The 19,336-nt window shown below is 70.2% G+C and carries 17 protein-coding genes; 12 read left to right on the top strand and 5 right to left on the bottom strand.

The annotated features are described in order from the left end of the window. Positions 1–60: 60 nt before the first annotated feature. On the top strand, positions 61–2,607 hold the full coding sequence (locus ACFC96_RS11950; RefSeq protein WP_376611790.1) for a DUF4118 domain-containing protein: 2,547 nt from the start codon (positions 61–63) through the stop codon (positions 2,605–2,607). A 410-nt stretch (positions 2,608–3,017) separates the two neighbouring features. Here the strand turns inward: ACFC96_RS11950 and ACFC96_RS11945 are convergent, their stop codons facing one another. Next, positions 3,018–4,157, bottom strand: a complete 1,140-nt coding sequence (locus tag ACFC96_RS11945; protein ID WP_340459706.1) for a PP2C family protein-serine/threonine phosphatase — start codon at positions 4,155–4,157, stop codon at positions 3,018–3,020. A gap of 612 nt (positions 4,158–4,769) precedes the next feature. Between ACFC96_RS11945 and ACFC96_RS11940 the strand changes: the two genes are divergently transcribed. The 4 genes from ACFC96_RS11940 (at position 4,770) to ACFC96_RS11925 (ending at position 8,662) form a co-directional block, all read left to right on the top strand. Further along, positions 4,770–4,997: a ferredoxin gene (locus ACFC96_RS11940; protein WP_168527920.1), complete on the top strand. Its 228-nt coding sequence runs from the start codon at positions 4,770–4,772 to the stop codon at positions 4,995–4,997. After that, positions 4,987–6,381 (top strand): NAD(P)/FAD-dependent oxidoreductase, encoded by a 1,395-nt coding sequence (locus ACFC96_RS11935; RefSeq protein ID WP_376253180.1) that lies wholly within the window; start codon positions 4,987–4,989, stop codon positions 6,379–6,381. Before ACFC96_RS11940 ends, ACFC96_RS11935 begins: the two co-directional genes overlap by 11 nt. A gap of 37 nt (positions 6,382–6,418) precedes the next feature. Then, positions 6,419–7,627, top strand: coding sequence for a cytochrome P450 (locus tag ACFC96_RS11930; RefSeq protein WP_376611788.1), 1,209 nt, complete (start codon positions 6,419–6,421; stop codon positions 7,625–7,627). A gap of 405 nt (positions 7,628–8,032) precedes the next feature. Then, entirely contained in the window at positions 8,033–8,662 is a 630-nt protein-coding gene (locus ACFC96_RS11925; protein ID WP_376611787.1) for an isochorismatase family cysteine hydrolase, read from the top strand. A gap of 61 nt (positions 8,663–8,723) precedes the next feature. Here the strand turns inward: ACFC96_RS11925 and ACFC96_RS11920 are convergent, their stop codons facing one another. Next, positions 8,724–9,470 (bottom strand): phosphotransferase family protein, encoded by a 747-nt coding sequence (locus tag ACFC96_RS11920; protein WP_376611785.1) that lies wholly within the window; start codon positions 9,468–9,470, stop codon positions 8,724–8,726. 603 nt (positions 9,471–10,073) lie between these two features. On the opposite strand from ACFC96_RS11920, the gene ACFC96_RS11915 reads away from it, so the two are divergent. Further along, positions 10,074–10,292, top strand: coding sequence for a hypothetical protein (locus ACFC96_RS11915; protein WP_376611784.1), 219 nt, complete (start codon positions 10,074–10,076; stop codon positions 10,290–10,292). Between the two features lie 193 nt (positions 10,293–10,485). Here ACFC96_RS11915 and ACFC96_RS11910 read toward each other — a convergent pair whose 3' ends face one another. After that, positions 10,486–11,064: a TetR/AcrR family transcriptional regulator gene (locus ACFC96_RS11910; protein ID WP_376227391.1), complete on the bottom strand. Its 579-nt coding sequence runs from the start codon at positions 11,062–11,064 to the stop codon at positions 10,486–10,488. Between the two features lie 91 nt (positions 11,065–11,155). On the opposite strand from ACFC96_RS11910, the gene ACFC96_RS11905 reads away from it, so the two are divergent. Beyond that, complete coding sequence (locus ACFC96_RS11905) at positions 11,156–11,602, top strand: anthrone oxygenase family protein (protein WP_376611782.1); 447 nt, start codon at positions 11,156–11,158, stop codon at positions 11,600–11,602. Positions 11,603–11,834: 232 nt separating this feature from the next. After that, complete coding sequence (locus ACFC96_RS11900; protein WP_376611780.1) at positions 11,835–12,260, top strand: DUF4267 domain-containing protein; 426 nt, start codon at positions 11,835–11,837, stop codon at positions 12,258–12,260. Positions 12,261–12,484: 224 nt separating this feature from the next. Here the strand turns inward: ACFC96_RS11900 and ACFC96_RS11895 are convergent, their stop codons facing one another. Next, the gene (locus ACFC96_RS11895) at positions 12,485–13,936 is read right to left on the bottom strand and encodes a serine hydrolase domain-containing protein (protein ID WP_376226643.1); all 1,452 of its coding nucleotides are present in this window, start codon (positions 13,934–13,936) and stop codon (positions 12,485–12,487) included. 450 nt (positions 13,937–14,386) lie between these two features. Here ACFC96_RS11895 and ACFC96_RS11890 point away from each other — a divergent pair, with 450 nt between their 5' ends. The 4 genes from ACFC96_RS11890 to ACFC96_RS11875 all read left to right on the top strand — a co-directional run bounded on the left by ACFC96_RS11890 (position 14,387) and on the right by ACFC96_RS11875 (position 18,318). Further along, positions 14,387–15,364 (top strand): teichoic acid biosynthesis protein C, encoded by a 978-nt coding sequence (locus ACFC96_RS11890; RefSeq protein WP_376226644.1) that lies wholly within the window; start codon positions 14,387–14,389, stop codon positions 15,362–15,364. A 482-nt stretch (positions 15,365–15,846) separates the two neighbouring features. Next, positions 15,847–16,431 carry a sugar O-acetyltransferase gene (locus tag ACFC96_RS11885; RefSeq protein ID WP_376611778.1) on the top strand — a complete coding sequence of 195 codons (585 nt, stop codon included), beginning with the start codon at positions 15,847–15,849 and terminating at the stop codon, positions 16,429–16,431. 11 nt (positions 16,432–16,442) lie between these two features. After that, a complete protein-coding gene (locus tag ACFC96_RS11880) occupies positions 16,443–16,985 on the top strand; it encodes a TetR/AcrR family transcriptional regulator (protein WP_376611777.1) in 543 nt (180 codons plus the stop codon). A gap of 166 nt (positions 16,986–17,151) precedes the next feature. Continuing rightward, positions 17,152–18,318 carry an alpha-hydroxy-acid oxidizing protein gene (locus ACFC96_RS11875; protein WP_376611775.1) on the top strand — a complete coding sequence of 389 codons (1,167 nt, stop codon included), beginning with the start codon at positions 17,152–17,154 and terminating at the stop codon, positions 18,316–18,318. On the opposite strand, the gene ACFC96_RS11870 is transcribed toward ACFC96_RS11875, so the two are convergent. After that, positions 18,287–19,276, bottom strand: coding sequence for a YihY/virulence factor BrkB family protein (locus ACFC96_RS11870; protein WP_376611773.1), 990 nt, complete (start codon positions 19,274–19,276; stop codon positions 18,287–18,289). The two genes, ACFC96_RS11875 and ACFC96_RS11870, sit on opposite strands and share 32 nt — an antisense overlap. Between the last annotated feature and the right edge of the window lie 60 nt (positions 19,277–19,336).

Below are 19,336 nucleotides of genomic sequence, written 5' to 3'. Positions count from 1 at the left end.
TTCCTGAACCGGCCCCATCACTCCCACACCCTCCGCCCGCAGAGACGAAGAGACGAGAAGATGGCACGCGGCAAGCTTCGGATTTACCTCGGTGCGGCGCCGGGCGTCGGAAAGACGTACGCGATGCTCTCCGAGGCGCACCGTCGCGTCGAGCGGGGGACCGACTGCGTGGTCGGCTTCGTGGAGCACCACGACCGGCCGCGCACCGAGGTGATGCTGCACGGCCTGGAACAGGTCGTGCGCAAGGAGCTGGAGTACCGCGGCAGCGTCTTCACCGAGATGGATGTCGACGCGGTGCTCGCCAGACGTCCCAAGGTGGCCCTGGTCGACGAGCTCGCGCACACCAACATCCCGGGCTCGCGCAACGACAAGCGCTGGCAGGACGTCGAGGAACTGCTGGCGGCCGGCATCGACGTCATCTCGACGGTCAACATCCAGCACCTGGAGTCGCTCGGCGACGTCGTCGAGTCCATCACCGGTATCCGGCAGCGTGAGACCGTCCCGGACGAGGTCGTGCGACGGGCCGACCAGATCGAGCTGGTCGACATGTCGCCGCCCGCCCTGCGCCGAAGGATGGCGCACGGAAACATCTACAAGCCCGACAAGGTCGACGCGGCGCTGTCGAACTACTTCCGCCCCGGGAACCTGACCGCGCTGCGCGAGCTGGCCCTGCTGTGGGTGGCGGACCGGGTCGACGCCTACCTGACCGAGTACCGCAGCGCGCACCAGGTCTCGAAGATCTGGGGCTCGCGCGAGCGGATCGTCGTGGGTCTGACCGGCGGGCCCGAGGGCCGTACGCTGATCCGCCGTGCAGCGCGGCTCGCGGAGAAGGGCGCGGGCGGTGAGGTGCTGGCCGTCTACATCGCCCGCAGCGACGGGCTGACCTCCGCGTCACCGAAGGAACTGGTCGTCCAGCGGACCCTGGTGGAGGACCTGGGCGGAACCTTCCACCACGTCATCGGGGACGACATCCCGACCGCGCTCCTGGACTTCGCACGCGGCGTCAACGCCACCCAGATCGTCCTCGGGGTGTCCCGCCGCAAGGGCTGGCAGTACGTCTTCGGACCGGGCGTCGGCGCCACCGTCGCCCGGGACTCGGGCCCCGACCTGGACGTCCACCTGATCACGCACGACGAGGCGGGCAAGGGGCGTGGTCTGCCGATCGCCCGGAGCGCGCGCCTCGGACGGTCCCGGGTCATCTGGGGATGGCTGGCGGGTGTGGCCGGCCCCGCCCTCCTCACGTTGCTGCTCACCGGCGTCGCCCCCGAAGTCGGCCTGGCCAACGACATGCTGCTGTACCTCACGCTGACGGTGGCCGCGGCCCTGCTGGGCGGGCTCTACCCGGCACTCGCGTCCGCGCTCGTGGGTTCCCTGCTGCTGAACTGGTTCTTCACCCCGCCCGTGCACACCCTGACCATCGCCGACCCCAAGAACATCGTCGCCATCGCGATCTTCGTCGGCGTCGCCGTGTCGGTGGCGTCCGTCGTGGACCTCGCCGCCCGGCGTACTCATCAGGCGGCCCGGCTGCGCGCCGAGTCGGAGATCCTCTCCTTCCTCGCGGGCAGCGTGCTGCGCGGAGAGACCAGCCTGGAGGCCCTGCTCGAACGGGTCCGGGAGACCTTCGGGATGGAGTCGGTGGCGCTGCTCGAGCGGGCCGGCGAAGTGGATCCGTGGACCTGTGCGGGCAGCGTGGGTACGGGAGCGGTGGTCGAACGTCCGGAGGACGCGGATGTCGACATGCCGGTCGGTGACCGCATGGCGCTGGCGCTGTCCGGTCGAGTGCTGCCGGCCGAGGACCGGCGGGTCCTGGCCGCTTTCGCCGCCCAGGCCGCGGTGGTCCTGGACCGCCGCCGGTTGCAGTCCCAGGCCGACCAGTCCCGCACGCTGGCCGAGGGCAATCGCGTCCGCACCGCGCTGCTGGCCGCCGTCAGCCACGACCTCCGCACGCCCCTGGCCGGAATCAAGGCGGCGGTCTCCTCACTGAGGTCCGACGACGTGGCGTGGTCCGAGGAGGACCAGGCGGAACTGCTCGCGGGCATCGAGGAGGGCGCCGACCGCCTCGACAACCTGGTGGGGAACCTGCTGGACATGTCCCGGCTGCAGACCGGCACGGTCAGCCCGCTGATCCGCGAGATCGACCTCGACGAGGTGGTGCCGATGGCGCTCGGCGGGATCCCGGAGAACAGCGTGGAGCTGGAGATCCCGGAGAGCCTGCCGATGGTGAATGTCGATCCGGGCCTGCTCGAGCAGTCAGTTGCCAACCTGGTGGAGAACGCGGTGAAGTACAGCCTCACCGGCGAGCGGGTCCTGGTGTCCGCGAGCGCCATCGCCGACCGGGTGGAGGTGCGGGTCGTGGACTGCGGCCCCGGCGTCCCCGACGAGGCCAAGGACCGTATCTTCGAGCCCTTCCAGCGCTACGGCGACGCCCCGGGCGGCGCGGGAGTGGGCCTCGGCCTCGCGGTCGCCCGCGGCTTCGCCGAGGCGATGGGCGCCACGCTGAGCGCGGAGGACACCCCTGGCGGTGGCCTCACCATGGTCCTCACCCTGCCGACAGCGCCCGGCCTCCAGCCGGCCCGCCCCGACCTTCCGGCGACCGCCACCTCATAGCCGCTCAGGAACCTGCCGTTCGAGGCGTGCGGCGCCGAGAGCGACCTCCAGCCACGAGGATTCCCCGCTGCAGCGTGAGGCCCTGCGCGTCCGCGGCCCCCCTCGCCGTCTGAGTGCGTGCCCCTGGCCTCGAGCGGCTTCGTCCCGCTGCGCCCTGCACCGCGAGGTCCCCCCCATGGCGTTCGGCCTGGCCTGATCGCCAGGGAGACGACGTCGGTGTCGGGGAGTGCCGTGCGGTACGCGCGCGGCAACGAGTTCGGACCTCCTGCTCGTCGAGTACGCAGACGGGGGTGCCGAAGCGCTCGGCCGCCTCGGTCAGGGAGACCCCGCCGACGGAGACGTCCCCGCCGGCCTCTTCGGGCGACTTGCGACGCTTCACCGAGCCGCCCGACCACCACTCGGAGCGGCCGCTACACAGAAGTGGTGCCAGAACCACTTCGAGTGAACGAAGCCATGCGCTTGATGGCGATCATGGCTGCGTCGTCATCCAGGCGCCCGCCGACGTGCTGCAGCAGGTCGCGCCGGAAGCGGATGAGGAAGGCGTCGGGGTCGTTGTCGGTCCAGCCTGTGATGCGGTCGGTGAGTGGGTAGAAGGTGCCGGTGGAGTCGCGGGCCTCGGTGACGCCGTCGGTGTACAGCAGCAGAAGGTCTCCCGGCTCGAACGGGAAGCTGTCGACGTGGTACTGCGGATGCGCGAGTGCACCCAGGCCCAGCGGAGGCGCGGGATGAAGGGCGTCCATCGTCGTCGGCCGCCCGTCGCGCAGGACGACCGGCGGCGGATGACCGCAGGCAACCATCTGGACCCGGCCGTCGCGGTCGGGGATGTCCAGGATGGTGGCCGTGATGAACGTTTCCCCGAAGCAGCCCGTCTCGCCCGGCTCCATCAGGTCCCAGCACACGCTTCGGTCGAGATAGCTCACCAGCTCGCCCAGGCCCGCCTGACGGTGGGCAGCAACACGGAACGCACCGAGCAGCAAGGCGGCGTCATTGGCCGCGGTCAGCCCCTTGCCTCGCACATCACCGACGATCAGCCGGGTGCCGGAGGTGGTGCGCGCCACCGCGTACAGATCCCCGCCGATCTGGGCCTCGGCCTCTGCCGCGAGGTAGAGGGAAGCCACACGCAGCGGCCCGATCTCCGCGGGCAGCGGCGGCAGGACCACACGCTGGGCCGCCTCGGACACGTACCGCACTTGCGCCAGCACTTTTGCGCGACGCTCCCGGAAGACACAGAAGATCACCAAACTCGCGCCGACCAGTACCAGGGCGATGATCTGTGCCTGGTGGTTGGACGAGAGCATCTGGTCAGGATCGCGGACCAGCCCGATGATCGTCTGCGCGATCACCGCCAGTGCGGAGACCAGGCCCACCGACCAGGGCCCCCCGAACAACGGCGTGATCGCCGGGGCCGCGACGAGCAGCGGGCCCAGGTGAATGTCGGGCGGAGCAAGAAGGTCGACCGCGGACACTGCGACGATCCACGCGATCGGGATGGCGAGCAACGCCCGCCCCGTTCGCACCGGCCGTCGAAGTCCGTCGCGACGCTGCGGCATGACTCCTGTGTACACCGCCTCCGCACGGCTCGCACCGGCGGAAACGGGCAGCGCGGTCGCCCACCACAGGCCCTGACGACCAGGAACTCCTGCCACGCCGCTCAAACGTCATGGACACGATTCCGATGACCGTCACACTTCGGCGTCAAGGATCGACGTTCAGCGGCACAGGGCCAAGGCGTTTCAGCCCCCGTGGGAGCCTCGCCGTGACCGCGATGTGGGCGCGTATCGCGGCGAGCACCGTGCGGGAGATCGCCGCGGCCATCGGCCCGGCAGCCCCGCGTCGCCGCTGTACCGGCTGCGCCGCCGCGAGGGACCGGGATCGTTCGGCACGCTAGGGGCGCCGGCTCGCGGGACTGCCGGCTGAGCCGACGTCCGACGACACCCGCCCCTTGACACGTTCACTCCGTGGGGCGTGACCAGACGCGCATCAAGCCAAGATCGTGAATGACGCGCAGGTCAGAAGTCGCAGATCTGATGAGCGTCGCCTTGCCTTGCAAGACCTGGGTGAGGGGTTGAACCTGGAGATGAGGCGTGCCTACCGACCAAATGGACCGAGCGCAGACGGCTGCGGGGCTCGGCGACCGCGGCCCGTGCAGGGAGCGGATTCCAATGAGGCTTGTCGTCGATCTCAACCGGTGCCAGGGGTTCGCGCAGTGCGTCTTCCTCGCCCCGGACGTCTTCGCCCTGCACGGGGAAGAGGCGCTGCTGTTCTCCCCTCGCTTCGACGAGGCACAGCGTGACCGCGTGGAGAAGGCTGCCGCCGCCTGCCCGGTCCAGGCCATCCTCGTCGACTACTCCGATGAGCCGACGAAGCGGGTGGAGCCCCATGTCGGCTGACACGGACGTCGAGGTCCTGCGGCGCGAGGGCCGCATTGTCGTGGTCGGTGCCTCGCTGGCGGGTCTGCGCGCGGCGGAGACCTTGCGCGAGCAGGGCTTCACCGGATCGCTGACCATGATCGGCGACGAGCCGTACGAGCCCTATGACCGGCCGCCGCTGTCCAAGCAGGCACTGCTCGGGCGGGCTCGGCCCGAGGACACCGCGCTTCCGAGGCGGCGGGACATCGACGCCGAGTGGCGTCTGGGCGTCGCCGCCGAGCGCCTGGACCGGGACACCAAGCAGGTACGCCTGACGAACGGCGACACCGTCCCCTACGACCGCCTGCTGATCACCACCGGGACCAGAGCGCGCCCCTGGTTCCACCCGGAAGAGGCCGCGCTGGACGGGGTGTTCGTGCTGCGTACCCGCGACGACTCCGCCCGCCTGGTCCGGAAGCTGACCGGAGGTGTGTCCCGGGTGCTGGTGATCGGCGCCGGTTTCACGGGTTCCGAGGTCGCCTCCGCCTGCCGGGAGCTCGGCCTCGAGGTCACGGTCGCCGAACGCGGCCCGGCGCCGCTGGTGGGCGCGCTCGGCGGAGTCATCGGCGCGGTCGCGGACCGACTGCAGCGCAAGCACGGAGTCGACCTGCGCTGTGGGGTCAGCGTCACCGCCCTCGAAGGCGACGATGTGGGACGGCTCAGGCGCGCCCATCTGTCAGACGGTGCGGTGATCGACGTGGAGGTGGCGGTCGTCTCGCTCGGGGCCATGCGGAACACGGAATGGCTCGCCGGCTCGGGAGTCGCCGCGGGTCCCCGGGGCATCGCGTGCGACGCCGGGTGCCGGGTGTTCGACGTCAACGGCATCGTCACCGACGACATCTACGCCGCCGGTGATGTCGCGCGCAGCCCCCACCCGCTGTTCGACTACCAGTTCCTGGCGCTGGAGCACTGGGGTAACGCGGTCGAACAGGCCGAGATCGCCGCCCACAACATGATCTGTGCCGGTCCGGATCGCCGTCCGCATCTGTGGCTGCCGATGTTCTGGTCCACCCAGTTCGGTGTCAACATCAAGTCGGTGGGTGTTCCCACGCTGGGCGACCAGATGGTCGTCGCCCAGGGGGCGCTCGCCGAGGAGCGGTTCGTCGCGGTGTACGGGTACCGCGGCCGCGTCATCGCCGCGGCCGCCTTCGACGGAGCCAAGTGGCTGGGGTTCTACGAGCAGCAGATCGCGTCCGGCGCCCCCTTCCCGCCCGAGTACCGCGCGGTCGACCGCCGTACCGAGACGCTGCATCCGATCGACCCGGGCTTCCCCGACCCCCATCTGCCCACCCATGGGGCCACGGTCACGCTGACGGGTCACTCGCCGAGCGAGCGCCGTGTCGCGTTCGTCCCGTCGCATGCCTGATCACCGGCCCTGTACCGCGCAGCCCTCAGGAGTCACCATGACGTCCGCCAGCATCGTCGCTCAGATCACCGACTACGCCAATCGGGCCGATCCGTACCCGCTCTACGCGGAGCTGCGCAAGACTCCGGTCAGGCGCGAGGACGACGGCACCTACCTGGTCAGCACCTACTACGAGGTTCGGAGCCTGGCCAACGACCCGCGGCTGAGCAACGACACGAGCAACCGCTCAGCCGGCCATGGCCGCCCCGGGCAACCGGCGGACGACAGTGGCCTGCCGCCCAGCTTCATCTTCACCGACCCGCCCGTGCACGACCGGCTGCGCGACACGATCAACCGGCCGTTCGGTCCCCCGCACAGCCCCAGATTCCTCGACGGCCTGCGCGGAGAGCTGGCCAAGGTCGTCACCGAGCTGCTCGACGCCTTCGAGGGCAAGGACCAGATCGACATCGTCGAGGACTTCGCCTACCCCCTTCCCGTCACCGCCATCTGCAAGGTCCTGGGCGTGCCGCGCGAGGACGAACCGCTCTTCCACGCCTGGGCCGATGCCCTGGCGTCGTCCGTCGATCCCCACTCCGGCGACGACGGCGGCCCGGACAAGGCACAGCGGGCACGCCAGGAGCTGGGCGCCTACCTGTCCGACCTGATCGAGACCAAACGCCGCCACCCCGGCCCCGGGATCCTCAGCGCGCTCGCCCCCGACATGACACCGGCAGACCTGGAGGCCACCGCGGTGCTGCTCCTGGTCGCCGGCCACGAGACCACCGTCAACGCGATCACCAATACGACCCTCACCCTGCTGCGCCACCCCGACATCCTCGAGCGGTTCCAGAAGGACCCGGAACTGGCAGTCCCCCTCGTCGAGGAAGTGCTCCGGTACGAGCCCCCGGTCCAGTTCGTCCCGTGGACCACCGCCCTGGCCGACATCGACATCGCCGGCACCACGATCCCCAAGGGCTCGCCGGTCTGGCTCATGCTGGCCGCGGCCAACCGCGACCCCCGGCGCTTCGAGGACCCCGACCGGTTCGATCCCGACCGCAAGGACAACGAGCACCTGGGCTTCTACACCGGCATCCACTACTGCTTCGGCGCCCCGCTCGCCCGCATAGAACTCCACGTGGCCGTACCCGAACTCTTCCGCCGGGTCGCGTTCTCCCGGCTGATCGAGGACCCGCCGCCGTACCGTGCCAACGCCGTGCTGCGCGGCCCGCGCCATCTTCCTGTGGCCATCGAGGGCCTGACGGACTGAAAGAACACCACTGACGTGGGGCCGGCGGAGGAGAATGCCAGTGGCGGCATCGGGTCCCTGCCGATCGTGTCGCGTTCTGGCGGGCGTTGCCACCGCGCCTGCGACGATCAGTACTTCGTCCGTGCATCGACGCGCCGTCCAGCCTCGACGTCCACCACCGCGTACGGTCCCGCGCCGTACGCAGCCCTTCGTGTGGTCCGTCCACGACCGTCACCACGCGCAGCCGCCCCCGATGCCGTACCGCTGGGCCGCTGCCCTCGTCGCCTGGATGAGGGGCGACCTCCAGACGTCAGGATCATGCCGGACCCGGTGCTCCGGGGCTGACGGCGGTCTCGAAGACGCCCTTCCGGCTGACCTGTGGCCCCTGTCCGCGAGAACTTCACACAGCCGTGGAAAGTGATGCAGATGGCATCCGAGAAGAGTTACGAACCCGCCCTGACGGGGCTGCTGATCGTCGACCCGTACAACGACTTCCTGTCGGAGGGCGGCAAGCTCTACGACCGCGCTCGCTCGACCCTCGACGCGCTCAACGTCGTCGATCACATGCGCCAGGTCCTCGCCGCCGCCCGGGCGGCCGACGTGCAGGTCTTCATCGCCCCGCACCATCGGTGGCGTGAAAGCGACCCGTACAACCGCTGGAAGACGATGCCCCCGGTCCAGGTCTCCGCCGCGCAGGCGCACGTGTTCGCCGACGGAACCTGGGGCGGAACCTTCCACCCCGATTTCGAGCCGCGCCCTGGCGACATCGTCGCGCAGGAGCACTGGCTCTCCAGTGGATTCGCCAACACGGACCTCGACCTGCAGCTCAAGAAGACGGGCGTCCGCAAGATCGTCGTGATCGGCATGCGTGCCAACACCTGCATCGAATCCACCGTCCGCTTCGGCGCCGAACTCGGCCACGAGGTCACGGTGGTGAAGGACGCCATCGGCAGCTTCGGGGCCGCAGAAATGGACGCGTCGCTGCAGTTCAACATGCCTCAGTACGCGAGCGCCATCATCTCGACCGACGAGATCGTCAAGATGCTCTCCGCTTGACGATCACGAAGTCGAAAACGACTGACCGCATCGCTGAACATGGTGTCGGGCCCGCGCAGCCTCACATCCGGGATCTCAGCACGTCGACCTCACAGCCCGGCGCGAACGGGTCGAAGCCGTGCTCGATCAGCCAGCGAACCACCAGCAGGCTTCGCAACGACCACCACGCGTGGATCACGTCGAGGTCGATGTCGGTGCCATATCCGGCGACGACATCGTCGAGGTGCTCCTCGTGTCCGAGCGTGAAGGTGGCGAGGTCGTACAGGGCATCACCCTGGCCCGCCTCGGACCAGTCGATGATGCCCGTGACCTCGTCGCCGTCGACGAAGACGTGCGCGATCTGCAGGTCGCCGTGTGTGAACGCCGGAGTCCACGGCCGGAGCGCGGCCTCGGCGACCTGGCGGTTGTGGATGACCAGGTCGGCGGGCAGGAGGCCGTTCGTCACGAGCAACGCGCACTCCTCGTCGAGTTCCGCCGCCAGCGCGACGATGCCCCGGCCGGCCCGGCCCGGCCGGGGCGGCAGCGGCGCGTCGTGCAGCGTCCGGATGGCTGCGCCCGCCGCGGCCCACGCCGCCGCCGACCCGGTCGACGCCCCGCCGAGGCGCCCAAGCGTCGTCCCAGGGAGTGCGGTGATCGCGAGCACGGGCGGCTTGTGCCACAGGATTTCCGGGGTCGGGACCGGCGCGAGGGACATCGCCTCGACCTCGGCATCGAGGCGCGCCTGATCGGCGTCCACCTTCAGGAACACGTCACCGACGCGCAGGGTCGCGCGCTCGGAATGGGCGACGACGACTTCGACCTCATCCATGGGCGACCAGTATCCCGGGGATGATCGCCGACGTCGCCGGGTTTATCGCGTGAGATTACGCGGCTGACTGCTGCGTCCCGACACCCGGCGGCTCCGTGCACGACACCGACCCCTGACCAGGTCAGGTCCAAGAGACTTCGTCTGGAGTCCTGAGAGGGCATCTGATCGACGTTCAGGGCGCGTTGACCGATTCGCCACTCGACTCGTGGTCGCCATTCAGCCCAGACCATGGTCACGATTGGATGCGTGGCGGCCAGCTCGTCCAGCAGCCGTCTCCCACCCGTCGAGTCGTGCACCGAGGCACCGTGACCATGACGGCGAGGACCAGGCCGAGGGTGTCAGGAGCCGCCTTGGGTGTTGCCAATGCCGCCGACCTGGGTGCCGCCCTGGGTGTCGCCAGTGCCGCTGGCACCATCGGCGGCTCCTGCTCCGGATCGTCGACCCGGTCGACGGCATCTACGGGCGCCAGATGAACCGGCAGCTCACCGTCCACGAGTCACGGCGCACTCGGCCTGGTCCTCAGTGCCGTCATGTTCTGGGCAACGCGCTACCTGCCGCTGCCGCGTCGACCACCTAAGTGCGCTGCTGTCGATGAGCGGGAGCATGACCTCCTGGACGGGGACGTGGCCCGGGTCTCCCCGCTGCAGCCCGCCAACGTCGACTGCCTGGGCCGTTACAGCTTCGCCGCCGGCCCGCCCGCCAAGTGAGGGTCTGCGCCCACTGCGTGACCCGGCGACCGTTCACCTCGACGAGGACGACGAGGACGACGAGGACGACGAGGACGACGAGGACGACGACGGCGACGAGGGCACCGGCGAATGACCCAGCGTCAGGGCGTGGATCGGGCCGCGATCAATGAGCATCGCAGCCGGCGGGGCGGCGGGTGCCCCGCTGGGGGTACGGGGCCCGGCGATCTGTCGCTGCACCGTGCGCCTGGGAGTGACCGGAAGCGTTGCCGGAGGCAGGCAGCGGCAGGGCCCGAGGGCCCCGGCTGTGTGCCCGCCGGGACGGTGTGTCAGACCACGGCGAGCCGGTCCACCAGCAGCTCCACCCTCTGTGCGGCCTCCTCCGGCAGAAGGCGTCCCGCCCGTGTCAGGGTCGCGAGGCCGTGCAGGGACGCCCAGAACACCTCGGTGAACAGTCCCGGGTGGACGCCGTCCCCGGCGACATCGCCCAGGCTCTCCATCAGGGCGGCGAAGGCGTCCTTGAGAGGTTCCGGGGTGTCCTCCTGGGCGTACGGGAGACCGCCGTCGAGCTGGAACAGGGCGTCGTAGACCGCCGGATGGCGTTCGGCGAAGTCGAGGTAGGCGCACGCGAGGGAGTACACCCGGGCGCGCGGGCCGTCCGCTGCGGCGGTCGCGGCCCGCACCGCCGCGGCCAGTTCGGCGGCACCCTCGAGGGCGACAGCGCCGATGATCTCGCGCTTGCCGCGGAAATGGCTGTAGAGCACGGGCTGGCTGTATTCGATGCGCTCGGCGAGCCGGCGGGTGGTGACCGCGTCCCAGCCCTGCTGCTCGGCGAGTTCGCGGGCCGTGGCCACGATGAGGCGCTCGCGGACCGCCCGTTCGCGCTGCTTGCGTTCCTGTACCGACATGATTCGATCCTAGCACTGCTAGACAACAGAGCGGCGGCAGTACTAGCGTTGCCTCATCAGCTAGCGACGCTAGATTCCAGGAAGGGTCATCATGTTCAACGCACTCGAGGTGTTCACCACCGTGGCTGTCGGCGTGATGGTGGGGGTGGAGTTCTCCGTCGCCTTCGTCATGAACCGGATCTTCAACGCACTCCCCGAGGACAGCGGCCAACTCGGCCGCGCCCACGGGGGCCGGATGCTCGGCGCCGTGATGCCGGTCTGGTACATCGGCTCGCTCGTCCTCGTCGCGGTCTGGGCCCTCACCGGATGGCACCGCCCCGGCGCCGGCCTCGTCGTCACCGCCGGCGCGCTGCTGATCCTCAGCGTGGTCATGTCGCTCCTGCTGCTCGTCCCGATCAACAACCGGGGCAAGACGTGGACCCCCGAGAATCGGCCGGACGACTGGAAGGAGCAGATGAACCGCTGGGACCGCTGGCACTACGTCCGTGTCGCCGTCATCGTCGCCGCCTTCACCCTGCTGGTCGCCGCCCTCGCCTGAGCCCGCGGGCCGTCACCGCGCCGGCGGCGCACGATCCCCGCTCCCGCACAGCGGCGGGCCTGAGAAAACCCGGCATCCGGGAATGTGGGCTGCCGCCGACAGCCCATACCTGCGACCCCGGCAAGCTGCGCCCTTCGATCAGCCGCGTCCGCGCGGCCCGATCAGGCTCCACGCGCATCAGCAAGCTCCACGAAGCTCACCAAGCTGACGAAGACTCACAAGGAGAAGAACGATGTCGCTCAAGAAGATCAACACCGTTCTGGCCGCCGCTTTCATCCTCTTCATCCTCTGGTTCGGGACGGAGTTCATCCTGAGCCCGGAGGCGACGGCGCCGGGCTTCGGCCTGCCGGGCCGGCCGTCCGGCGACGGCGACGGCTTCCTGATCGTCAAGGGAATCCGCGACGTCGTCCTGGCTCTGGTCCTGGCGGTCCTGCTGGTGACGGGCCACCGCCGGGCGCTGGGCTGGGCGCTGCTGGTGGAGTCCCTCGCCGCGTACGGCGACATGACCACCGTGCTGGCCCACCACGGCTCCGTGGCGACCGCGCTCGGTGTCCACTGTCTGACCGCGACACTGATGGCGGTCAACGGCCTGTTGATACTGCGCGAGACCCGCAAGATCGCGGCCGCTCCGGCAACGCCCGCCCCGCAGCCTGCCTGACGCCACCTCGGCGCGTGTCGGAGTTCACCTGTCAGCGCCTGCGACGAATCTCCCTGAGTCATGGTCGCCACCCAGGACAAGGCCGTCCCTCTCGTCGTGGAACGCTTCTTCTGCCGGCGGCCGATTCCCACGCCCTCGAGGCGCAGGGCGCATCCCACGCTCCCGTGATCAGCCACCCGGCGGTCACCCCGCGCCTGATCGAATCCGCCGCCGAGTCCACAGACCTACCGTGGCGCTCGCTGGTCCATGAATGAGGTCCGACGGAGCGGAACCGTGCTCCAGGACGTCATCAGGTGGTGGTCCGTCAAGGTGAGGCTGGCGTCGAGGCGGTGGGGAGTCTCCAGGAACTGGACGGTGGCGCGCAGGGTCGTGCCGTCCGTGTCCCAGGCCGCGCTGGCGGCGAGGGGCGGGGTGTCGTCGGTGCCTTCGGTCACCGCCCAGCCACCCAGGCCCAGGGGTACTGCGAGCCGGGCGCCCGACGGGTCGTCCAGTGTCAGGGTCCAGGTGCCGTCCGGGCTCGTCACGAGGGATGCGCCGGTCGCGGGTTCCTCCCGTACGGCAGGCGTGAACCGTGCGGCCGTCCATGCCGGTGCGCCACTGCTGGGTGCGACGGAGCCGATCACGGTAGGCAGATTCAACCCGGCAAGCTTATGGGCGAGTTCGGAGTCAGCCTCAAGGGAGCCCTTGGTGTCAAGGGCGGGAAGCAGATGCTCCCAGGCGGCGTCCAGGACGTCCTGCATCCGCTCGGTGGCAGCGGTGATCGCCACCACCGCGTCCTTCTCCGGCAGTACCAGGCAGAACTGCCCGTACGCACCGTCGCCGCGGTAACCGTGGCGGGCCATCCAGAACTGGAACCCGTAACCCAGCTGCCAGTCGGGGCTCTCGTCGGGCGCCGGAGAACGGTGTGAAGTCTCCACCTGGCGCCGTGTCGCCTCGCGCACCCATCGCTCGGGCAACAGCCGCTCGCCCTGCCACACGCCCCCGTTCAGGTACAGCTGGCCGAGGCGGGCGATCGCGTCGGTGGTGGTGTGCAGTCCGCTGAACCCCATCACCCGGCCCGGAGTCTGCTCGGTCCACAGGGCCTCACCGATGCCGAGCGGTTCGTAGAGTCGCTCGCGCAGATAGTCGTCGAGGTGGCGGCCGGTCACCTTCGAGACGATCGCGGCCAGGGTGTAGGTGTTGGGCTGGTTGTAGGTGAAGACGGTTCCGGGGTCTTGCTCGGGAGGGTTGAGGAGGAACCCGCGTACCGGCTCGACCCGGTCGGTCCGGTGGGCGGCGACGATCTGCTCCTCCAGGTGGCCGCTGGCCATGGCGGCGATGTGGCGCACCAGTATGCGGCGGGATCGCGGGTCGGTGATGTCGTCGGCGAACTCGGGGAAGTAGGAGATGACCGGTGCGTCCAGGTCGAGGAGCCCGTCGCCGTAGGCCAGTCCGGCCGCCGTCGCCGCGAAGCTCTTGCTCAGCGAGTAGAGCAGATGGACGCGGTCCGGCCCGTACGGGAACCACCAGCCCTCGGCGACGGTGTGCCCGCCACGCAGCACCATGAGGCTGTGTGGCTCGATGCAGGGGTGTGAGTCGAGGGCGTCGAGGAAACGGGAGACACCGCGAGCGTCGACGTCCATCTCGGAGGGGGCGGCGGCCGGAAGGGAGCGCGCGGGGATCGGAGGGTGCGTCATGCGGCCATCCTCCGTCAGCCGATGACGTTCCGCGAGCGTTCAGGCGGGCGAGTGGCAGCAGACAGGACGGTGCGCCGGCAGCGGGCAACGGCGTTGACCGGCAAGGGAGTTCGCCCTCACGGTCAGGCCGGCGTGACTGTCACAGAACGGGTGGCGCCCCCACGGCAGGGAACCGCATGCCTGGTGGTCGTCACGCGTCCGCCCAGAGGAGGTGAGCGATCCGGATGGTCTGGTCCGGGTCCGTGCCCCAGCAGACCTTGACGGGGCGGTTTCGGGAGGTCCGGAGACATGAAGCGGCGTGGTGCATACGCCAAACGGACTCCCCTCGGCATCCGACCTGACCCGTCGGCCGGCCCCAACTGCTCAGTGGAGTCTGGTCCGTCGCACGGCCCCTCCCACGGATAGCATCACGTGTCCTTGCCCTCCACTCATGTCTCTGGAGTCCCCCCCATGAAGCGCACCTCTGGCCTCCCGATCTCCCGCCGCGGCCTCATACGCACCGGCGCCGGCGCCGCGCTCGCCGCGGTCGGGCTCGGCGTCGGCGCGCAGACCGCCTCCGCCGCGGTGGCCACCACCAAGCGGTTCGATCTCACGCAGCCGTCGTACGACCTGTTCCGGTCCAAGGACTTGCACGGTCCGCGGGTCCAGCAGAGCTTCGCCTTCGACTGGGTGAACAAGTTCCTGTTCGTGGCAACGAAGCGGGATGGGAGCGCCGAGTCCGCCGGTGACCTGTGCATCAACAAGATGGACTTCGACGGGAACTACATCTCGTACATGCACCTCAACGGCTTCGGCCACGGAGTCGCCTTCGCCGCGGTGCCGAGTGGCTCCGGCACCGATCTGTGGATCGAGTGCGCCGCGAACGGCAACGGGTACGGCACCGCGCTCACCCCCGTCCGCTACACCGCCGACACCACCTTGGCCTCGCCGGCTGCTTCGGCCGCCTACCGGCCGATCTCCGGCGCCACTGAGTACACCTGCTCCGCCGACCCCGTGTACCAGCGCATGATCGTGCGCTACAACACCAGCGCCGGCAAGCGCATCGCTGTGTACCCCCTCTCCGCCTTCGAGTCGGGCAGCTTCGGGTCGCCGTTGGTCGACTTCCAGCAGCCGACGATCTCCGGCACCGCGCAGGGCTACACCCTCTACGGCTCGTACATGTACTTCCTGACGGGTGACCCGTACCCCGGCGATGGCACCCCCGTCGGCGACGGCAACACCTACGTCACCAGCGTCGACATCAACACCGGCACCGTGAAGCAGGGCCCCGTCCTCACCAAGGCCGGCTCCACCCTCAAGTGGCGCGAGCCCGAGGGCCTGGCGATCTACCGCACCGACGCCGGTGAGGCCCGCCTCTTCATCGGCTTCGCCACCGGCGACGAGGGCGACCGGCGTTCCAGCATCTTCTACAAGAACGCGCTGATCTGAGTCGTCTCCGCTCGGCGGCCGATCGTCGGCCGCCGAGCCCCCGCCAGAGGTCACCGTGGCCGGCAGTCGTCCGACTGTCTCCGTCGCCGGATCCGGCGGCAATGGGCCCGACAAGTCTCGACAGCTGAGTCGCAGGTAGCAGCGTTGGTCGATGACGTGACGCGGGCGGGCTCCACTCCGTGGCGATCGGCAGGTCCCCTCGTCGTCTCGCCAGCCGATGCTCACCGCACCGTCGGCGATGTCGAGGATGTCGAGCTTCACGAAGTGGTCATGGCCGTCCGGCGTGGTCATGGACGGCAACCGTGGGGTGTGGAGCAGGCGCCCGGTGCGCGTGTCGAGGAGGAGCAGGCGTCCCACGCCAGGCCGCGGGCTTTCCGCACGTTCGCACGGCTCGGAACAGGCTGCCCGGTCCTCCCCGCAGGCCGAGGCCGGACGAGGTCGCGAGCGTACGTTCGTACATTCTGGAGTGTACGATCGTACGCATGACGACGACGGACTACTTCGCCGACGACCCGCGGACGAACCTGGAGCGCATGGTCGCGGGTGACCTCTACATCGCCGACGATCCCGAGATCGCCCGCCGTCAGCAGCGGGCGATGCGGCTGGCCGCCCGCTACCAGGACGCCTTCATCGAGGACGCCGGCAAGGCCCGGCCGATCCTGGACGACCTGCTCGCGTCCGTGGGGGAGGGCGTCGAGGTGCGGCCGCCGCTGTACGTCGACTACGGCAGCAACATCACCATCGGCGCCCGCACCTTCGTCAACTACCACCTCACCGCGCTCGACGTCGCCCGGATCACCATCGGCGAGGACTGTCAGATCGGACCCAACGTCCAACTCCTCACCCCCACCCACCCGGTGGAGCCGCAGCCCCGCCGCGACAAGCTGGAAGCCGCGCTGCCCATCACCATCGGCGACAACGTCTGGCTCGGCGGCGGGGTCATCGTGTGCCCCGGCGTGAGCATCGGCGACAACTCCGTCATCGGCGCCGGAGCCGTGGTCACCAAGGACGTCCCGGCGAACGTCGTGGCCGTCGGCAACCCCGCCCGCCCCGTCCGCACCCTCTGACCGGCGTCCCCATGGCCACCGGACGCACGGACCCGCAGCGCCGCGAGCGCATCCTCGCCGCCACCCTCGACCACATCGCCGAAGAGGGCGTCGCCGGCGTCTCCCACCGCAGGATCGCCGTACGCGCCGACGTGCCGCTCGGCTCGATGACCTACCACTTCGCCGGCATCGATGACTTGTTGCGCGAGGCCTTCACCCGGTTCGCCGACGAGATCGTGGACGTGTTCGAGCGGCACCTGGCCGACGTCGGCACCCCCGAGCGGGCCCGCGAAGCCGTCACCGACCTCATCCACGCGCTGTCCGCGGGCTCGCGTCGCGATCTCGTCCTCACCCACGAGCTCTACGCCCTCGCCGCCCGCCGCGACGAGTACCGCGAACTCACCCACGCCTGGACGGCTCGCAGCCGCGACCTCCTGGAGCGGCACTTCGACGCGGACACCGCCCGCCAACTGGACGCGCTGATCGAGGGGTTGGTCCTGCACCGCTCCCTCGACGGCGCCCCGCAGAGCCGCGCACTCACCCGGGAGGCCGTGCGGCGCCTGACCTCCGGCTGACTTCCGCCGCATTCTTGGGCGACTCCCGCTGCCTCGCGGGCCCCGAGCCGCCCGTGGGGTGCGGACCTGACCCCGCACCCCACGGGCTCCCCTCCGCCGGCCTGCGCACTAGTGTCTGATCGCCACCGCCAGGACACGGTGGCGCTCGACGAGGAGGGTGGCCGCGATGACGCAGCAGTTCGGTGACTACCAGCACGAGATCTACTTCAACGCGCTCGGGGGCGTCGTCCCCGAGCTGCCCATGGCCTTCGCGGAGTTGGAACAGCGGGCGAGTGAGGCGCTCGCGCCGTCCGTGTGGTCGTACGTCGCGGGTGGCGCGGGCGACGAGTTCACCCAGCGCGAGAACGTCACCGCGTTCGAACAGTGGGGCCTCGTGCCGCGCATGTTCGTCGGGGCGAGCAAGCGGGACCTGAGCGTCGACCTCTTCGGACTGAAGCTCGACAGCCCGCTGTTCATGTGCCCCATCGGCGTCATCGGGCTCTGCGGGCAGGACGGGCGCGGCGACCTCGCGACGGCACGGGCCGCCGCGCGCACGGGGGTTCCGATGGTGGCCTCCACCCTCTCCGCGGACCCCATGGAGGACGTGGCCAAGGAGTTCGGCGACACGCCCGGCTTCTTCCAGCTCTACACGCCGACCGACCGCGACCTCGCCGAGAGCCTCGTCAGCCGCGCGGAGGCGGCGGGCTTCAAGGGGATCGTCGTCACCATGGACACGTGGGTCACCGGCTGGCGGCCCCGCGACCTGTCCACCGGCAACTTCCCGCAGCTGCGCGGCCACTGCCTCAGCAACTACACCTCCGACCCGGTCTTCCGTTCCCGGCTCCCGCAGGGCCGCGCCGACGACACACAGGCCGTCGTCATGCAGTTCGCGAGCGTCTTCGGCAATCCCCTGACGTGGGACGACCTCCCCTGGCTGCGCTCGCTCACCAACCTTCCGCTGATCGTCAAGGGCCTGTGCCACCCCGAGGACGTACGACGCGCCAAGGACGGCGGCGTCGACGGCATCTACTGCTCGAACCACGGCGGACGGCAGGCCAACGGAGGGCTCGCCGCCATCGACGCCCTGCCCGACGTGGTGGAGGCAGCCGACGGTCTGCCCGTCCTGTTCGACTCGGGTGTGCGTTCCGGAGCCGATGTGGTCAAGGCGCTCGCCCTCGGCGCCACGGCGGTCGGCATCGGCCGTCCCTATGCGTACGGCCTCGCCCTCGGCGGCGTCGACGGGATCGTCCACGTGCTGCGGTCCCTGCTCGCGGAGACCGACCTGATCATGGCCGTGGACGGTTACCCGACGCTCGCCGACCTCACTCCGCAGGCGCTGCGTCGTCGGCGTTGACCTCGGGCGCGTGGGGCGCGGCCCGGTTCAGCTCGACGCCGAACTGGGCCCCGGCCAGCAGCGCCAGGTTCGACACCCACAGCCAGACGAGGAACACGATGCCCCCCGCCAGGGAGCCGTAGAGCCTGCTGTAGGTGCCGAACTGCGAGGCGTAGAACGTGAAGCCGGCCGATGCGACGAGCCAGATCAGCGCGGCGAGCAGACCGCCCGGCAGGCCGTGCCGCCACCCTCGGGCGGCGGGCGGTCCCGAGCGGAACAGGACCAGGACGAGCAGCGCCACCAGGCACAGCAGGGCGGGCCACTTGAGGAGGTTCCAGGCCGCGGCGACCGTGTCGCCGAGACCGAGCCAGTGCCCGAGAGACTGGGCGAGGGATCCGCTGAGCACGAGGACGAGCGCGCTGGCCACCAGGAGCGCGAGCAGCGTGCAGGCGGTCAGCAGAATGCGGTGGGCCTTGCGCCACACGGGCCTGGTGTCGCGGACGCCGTGCAGTGTGTGCAGGGCCCGGCGGAACACCGCCGAGTAGCTCGACGCCGACCACAGGGCGCTGACGGCGCCCGCGATCGTCACGGTGAGCGCGGCGGACCGCTCGTGTGCCATGTGGCGCAGCACCCCGTGCAGGGCGGTGCCCGACTCGGCGGGCGCCCAGGCCGTGACATGCGCGATCAGTGCGTCCGTCGTCGCAGGGCTGACCAGCCCGATGAGCGAGACGGTCACGAGCATGGCGGGCAGCAGGGCGAGGATCGCGTAGTACGTCAACGCCGCGGCCCAGTCCGACACGTCGTCGTTCCACATCGACACGGGCGTGCGACGCAGCGCCGCCCACAGCCGGGGCCAGGACATCGACGTGTCGCCCGGCACGGGGCTGTGGCCGGGGTCGTCGTCGCCTTCGTCGGCGCAGGCGGACGTGGCGGAGGAGGGGGCGGTTCGGGTGACCTGGGCCGTCGGCCGGGTTCCCAAGGCGTGCTCGTCTCGGTCGGAGGGCGCCCGACGGCCTCGGCGGGAGTGCCGGAGCGCGCG

This window comes from Streptomyces sp. NPDC055955, assembly GCF_042270245.1.
Classification (GTDB): Bacteria; Actinomycetota; Actinomycetes; order Streptomycetales; family Streptomycetaceae; genus Streptomyces.
The sequence above is the reverse complement of the archived record's forward strand: the minus strand, read 5'-3'. Positions and strand labels throughout refer to the sequence as shown.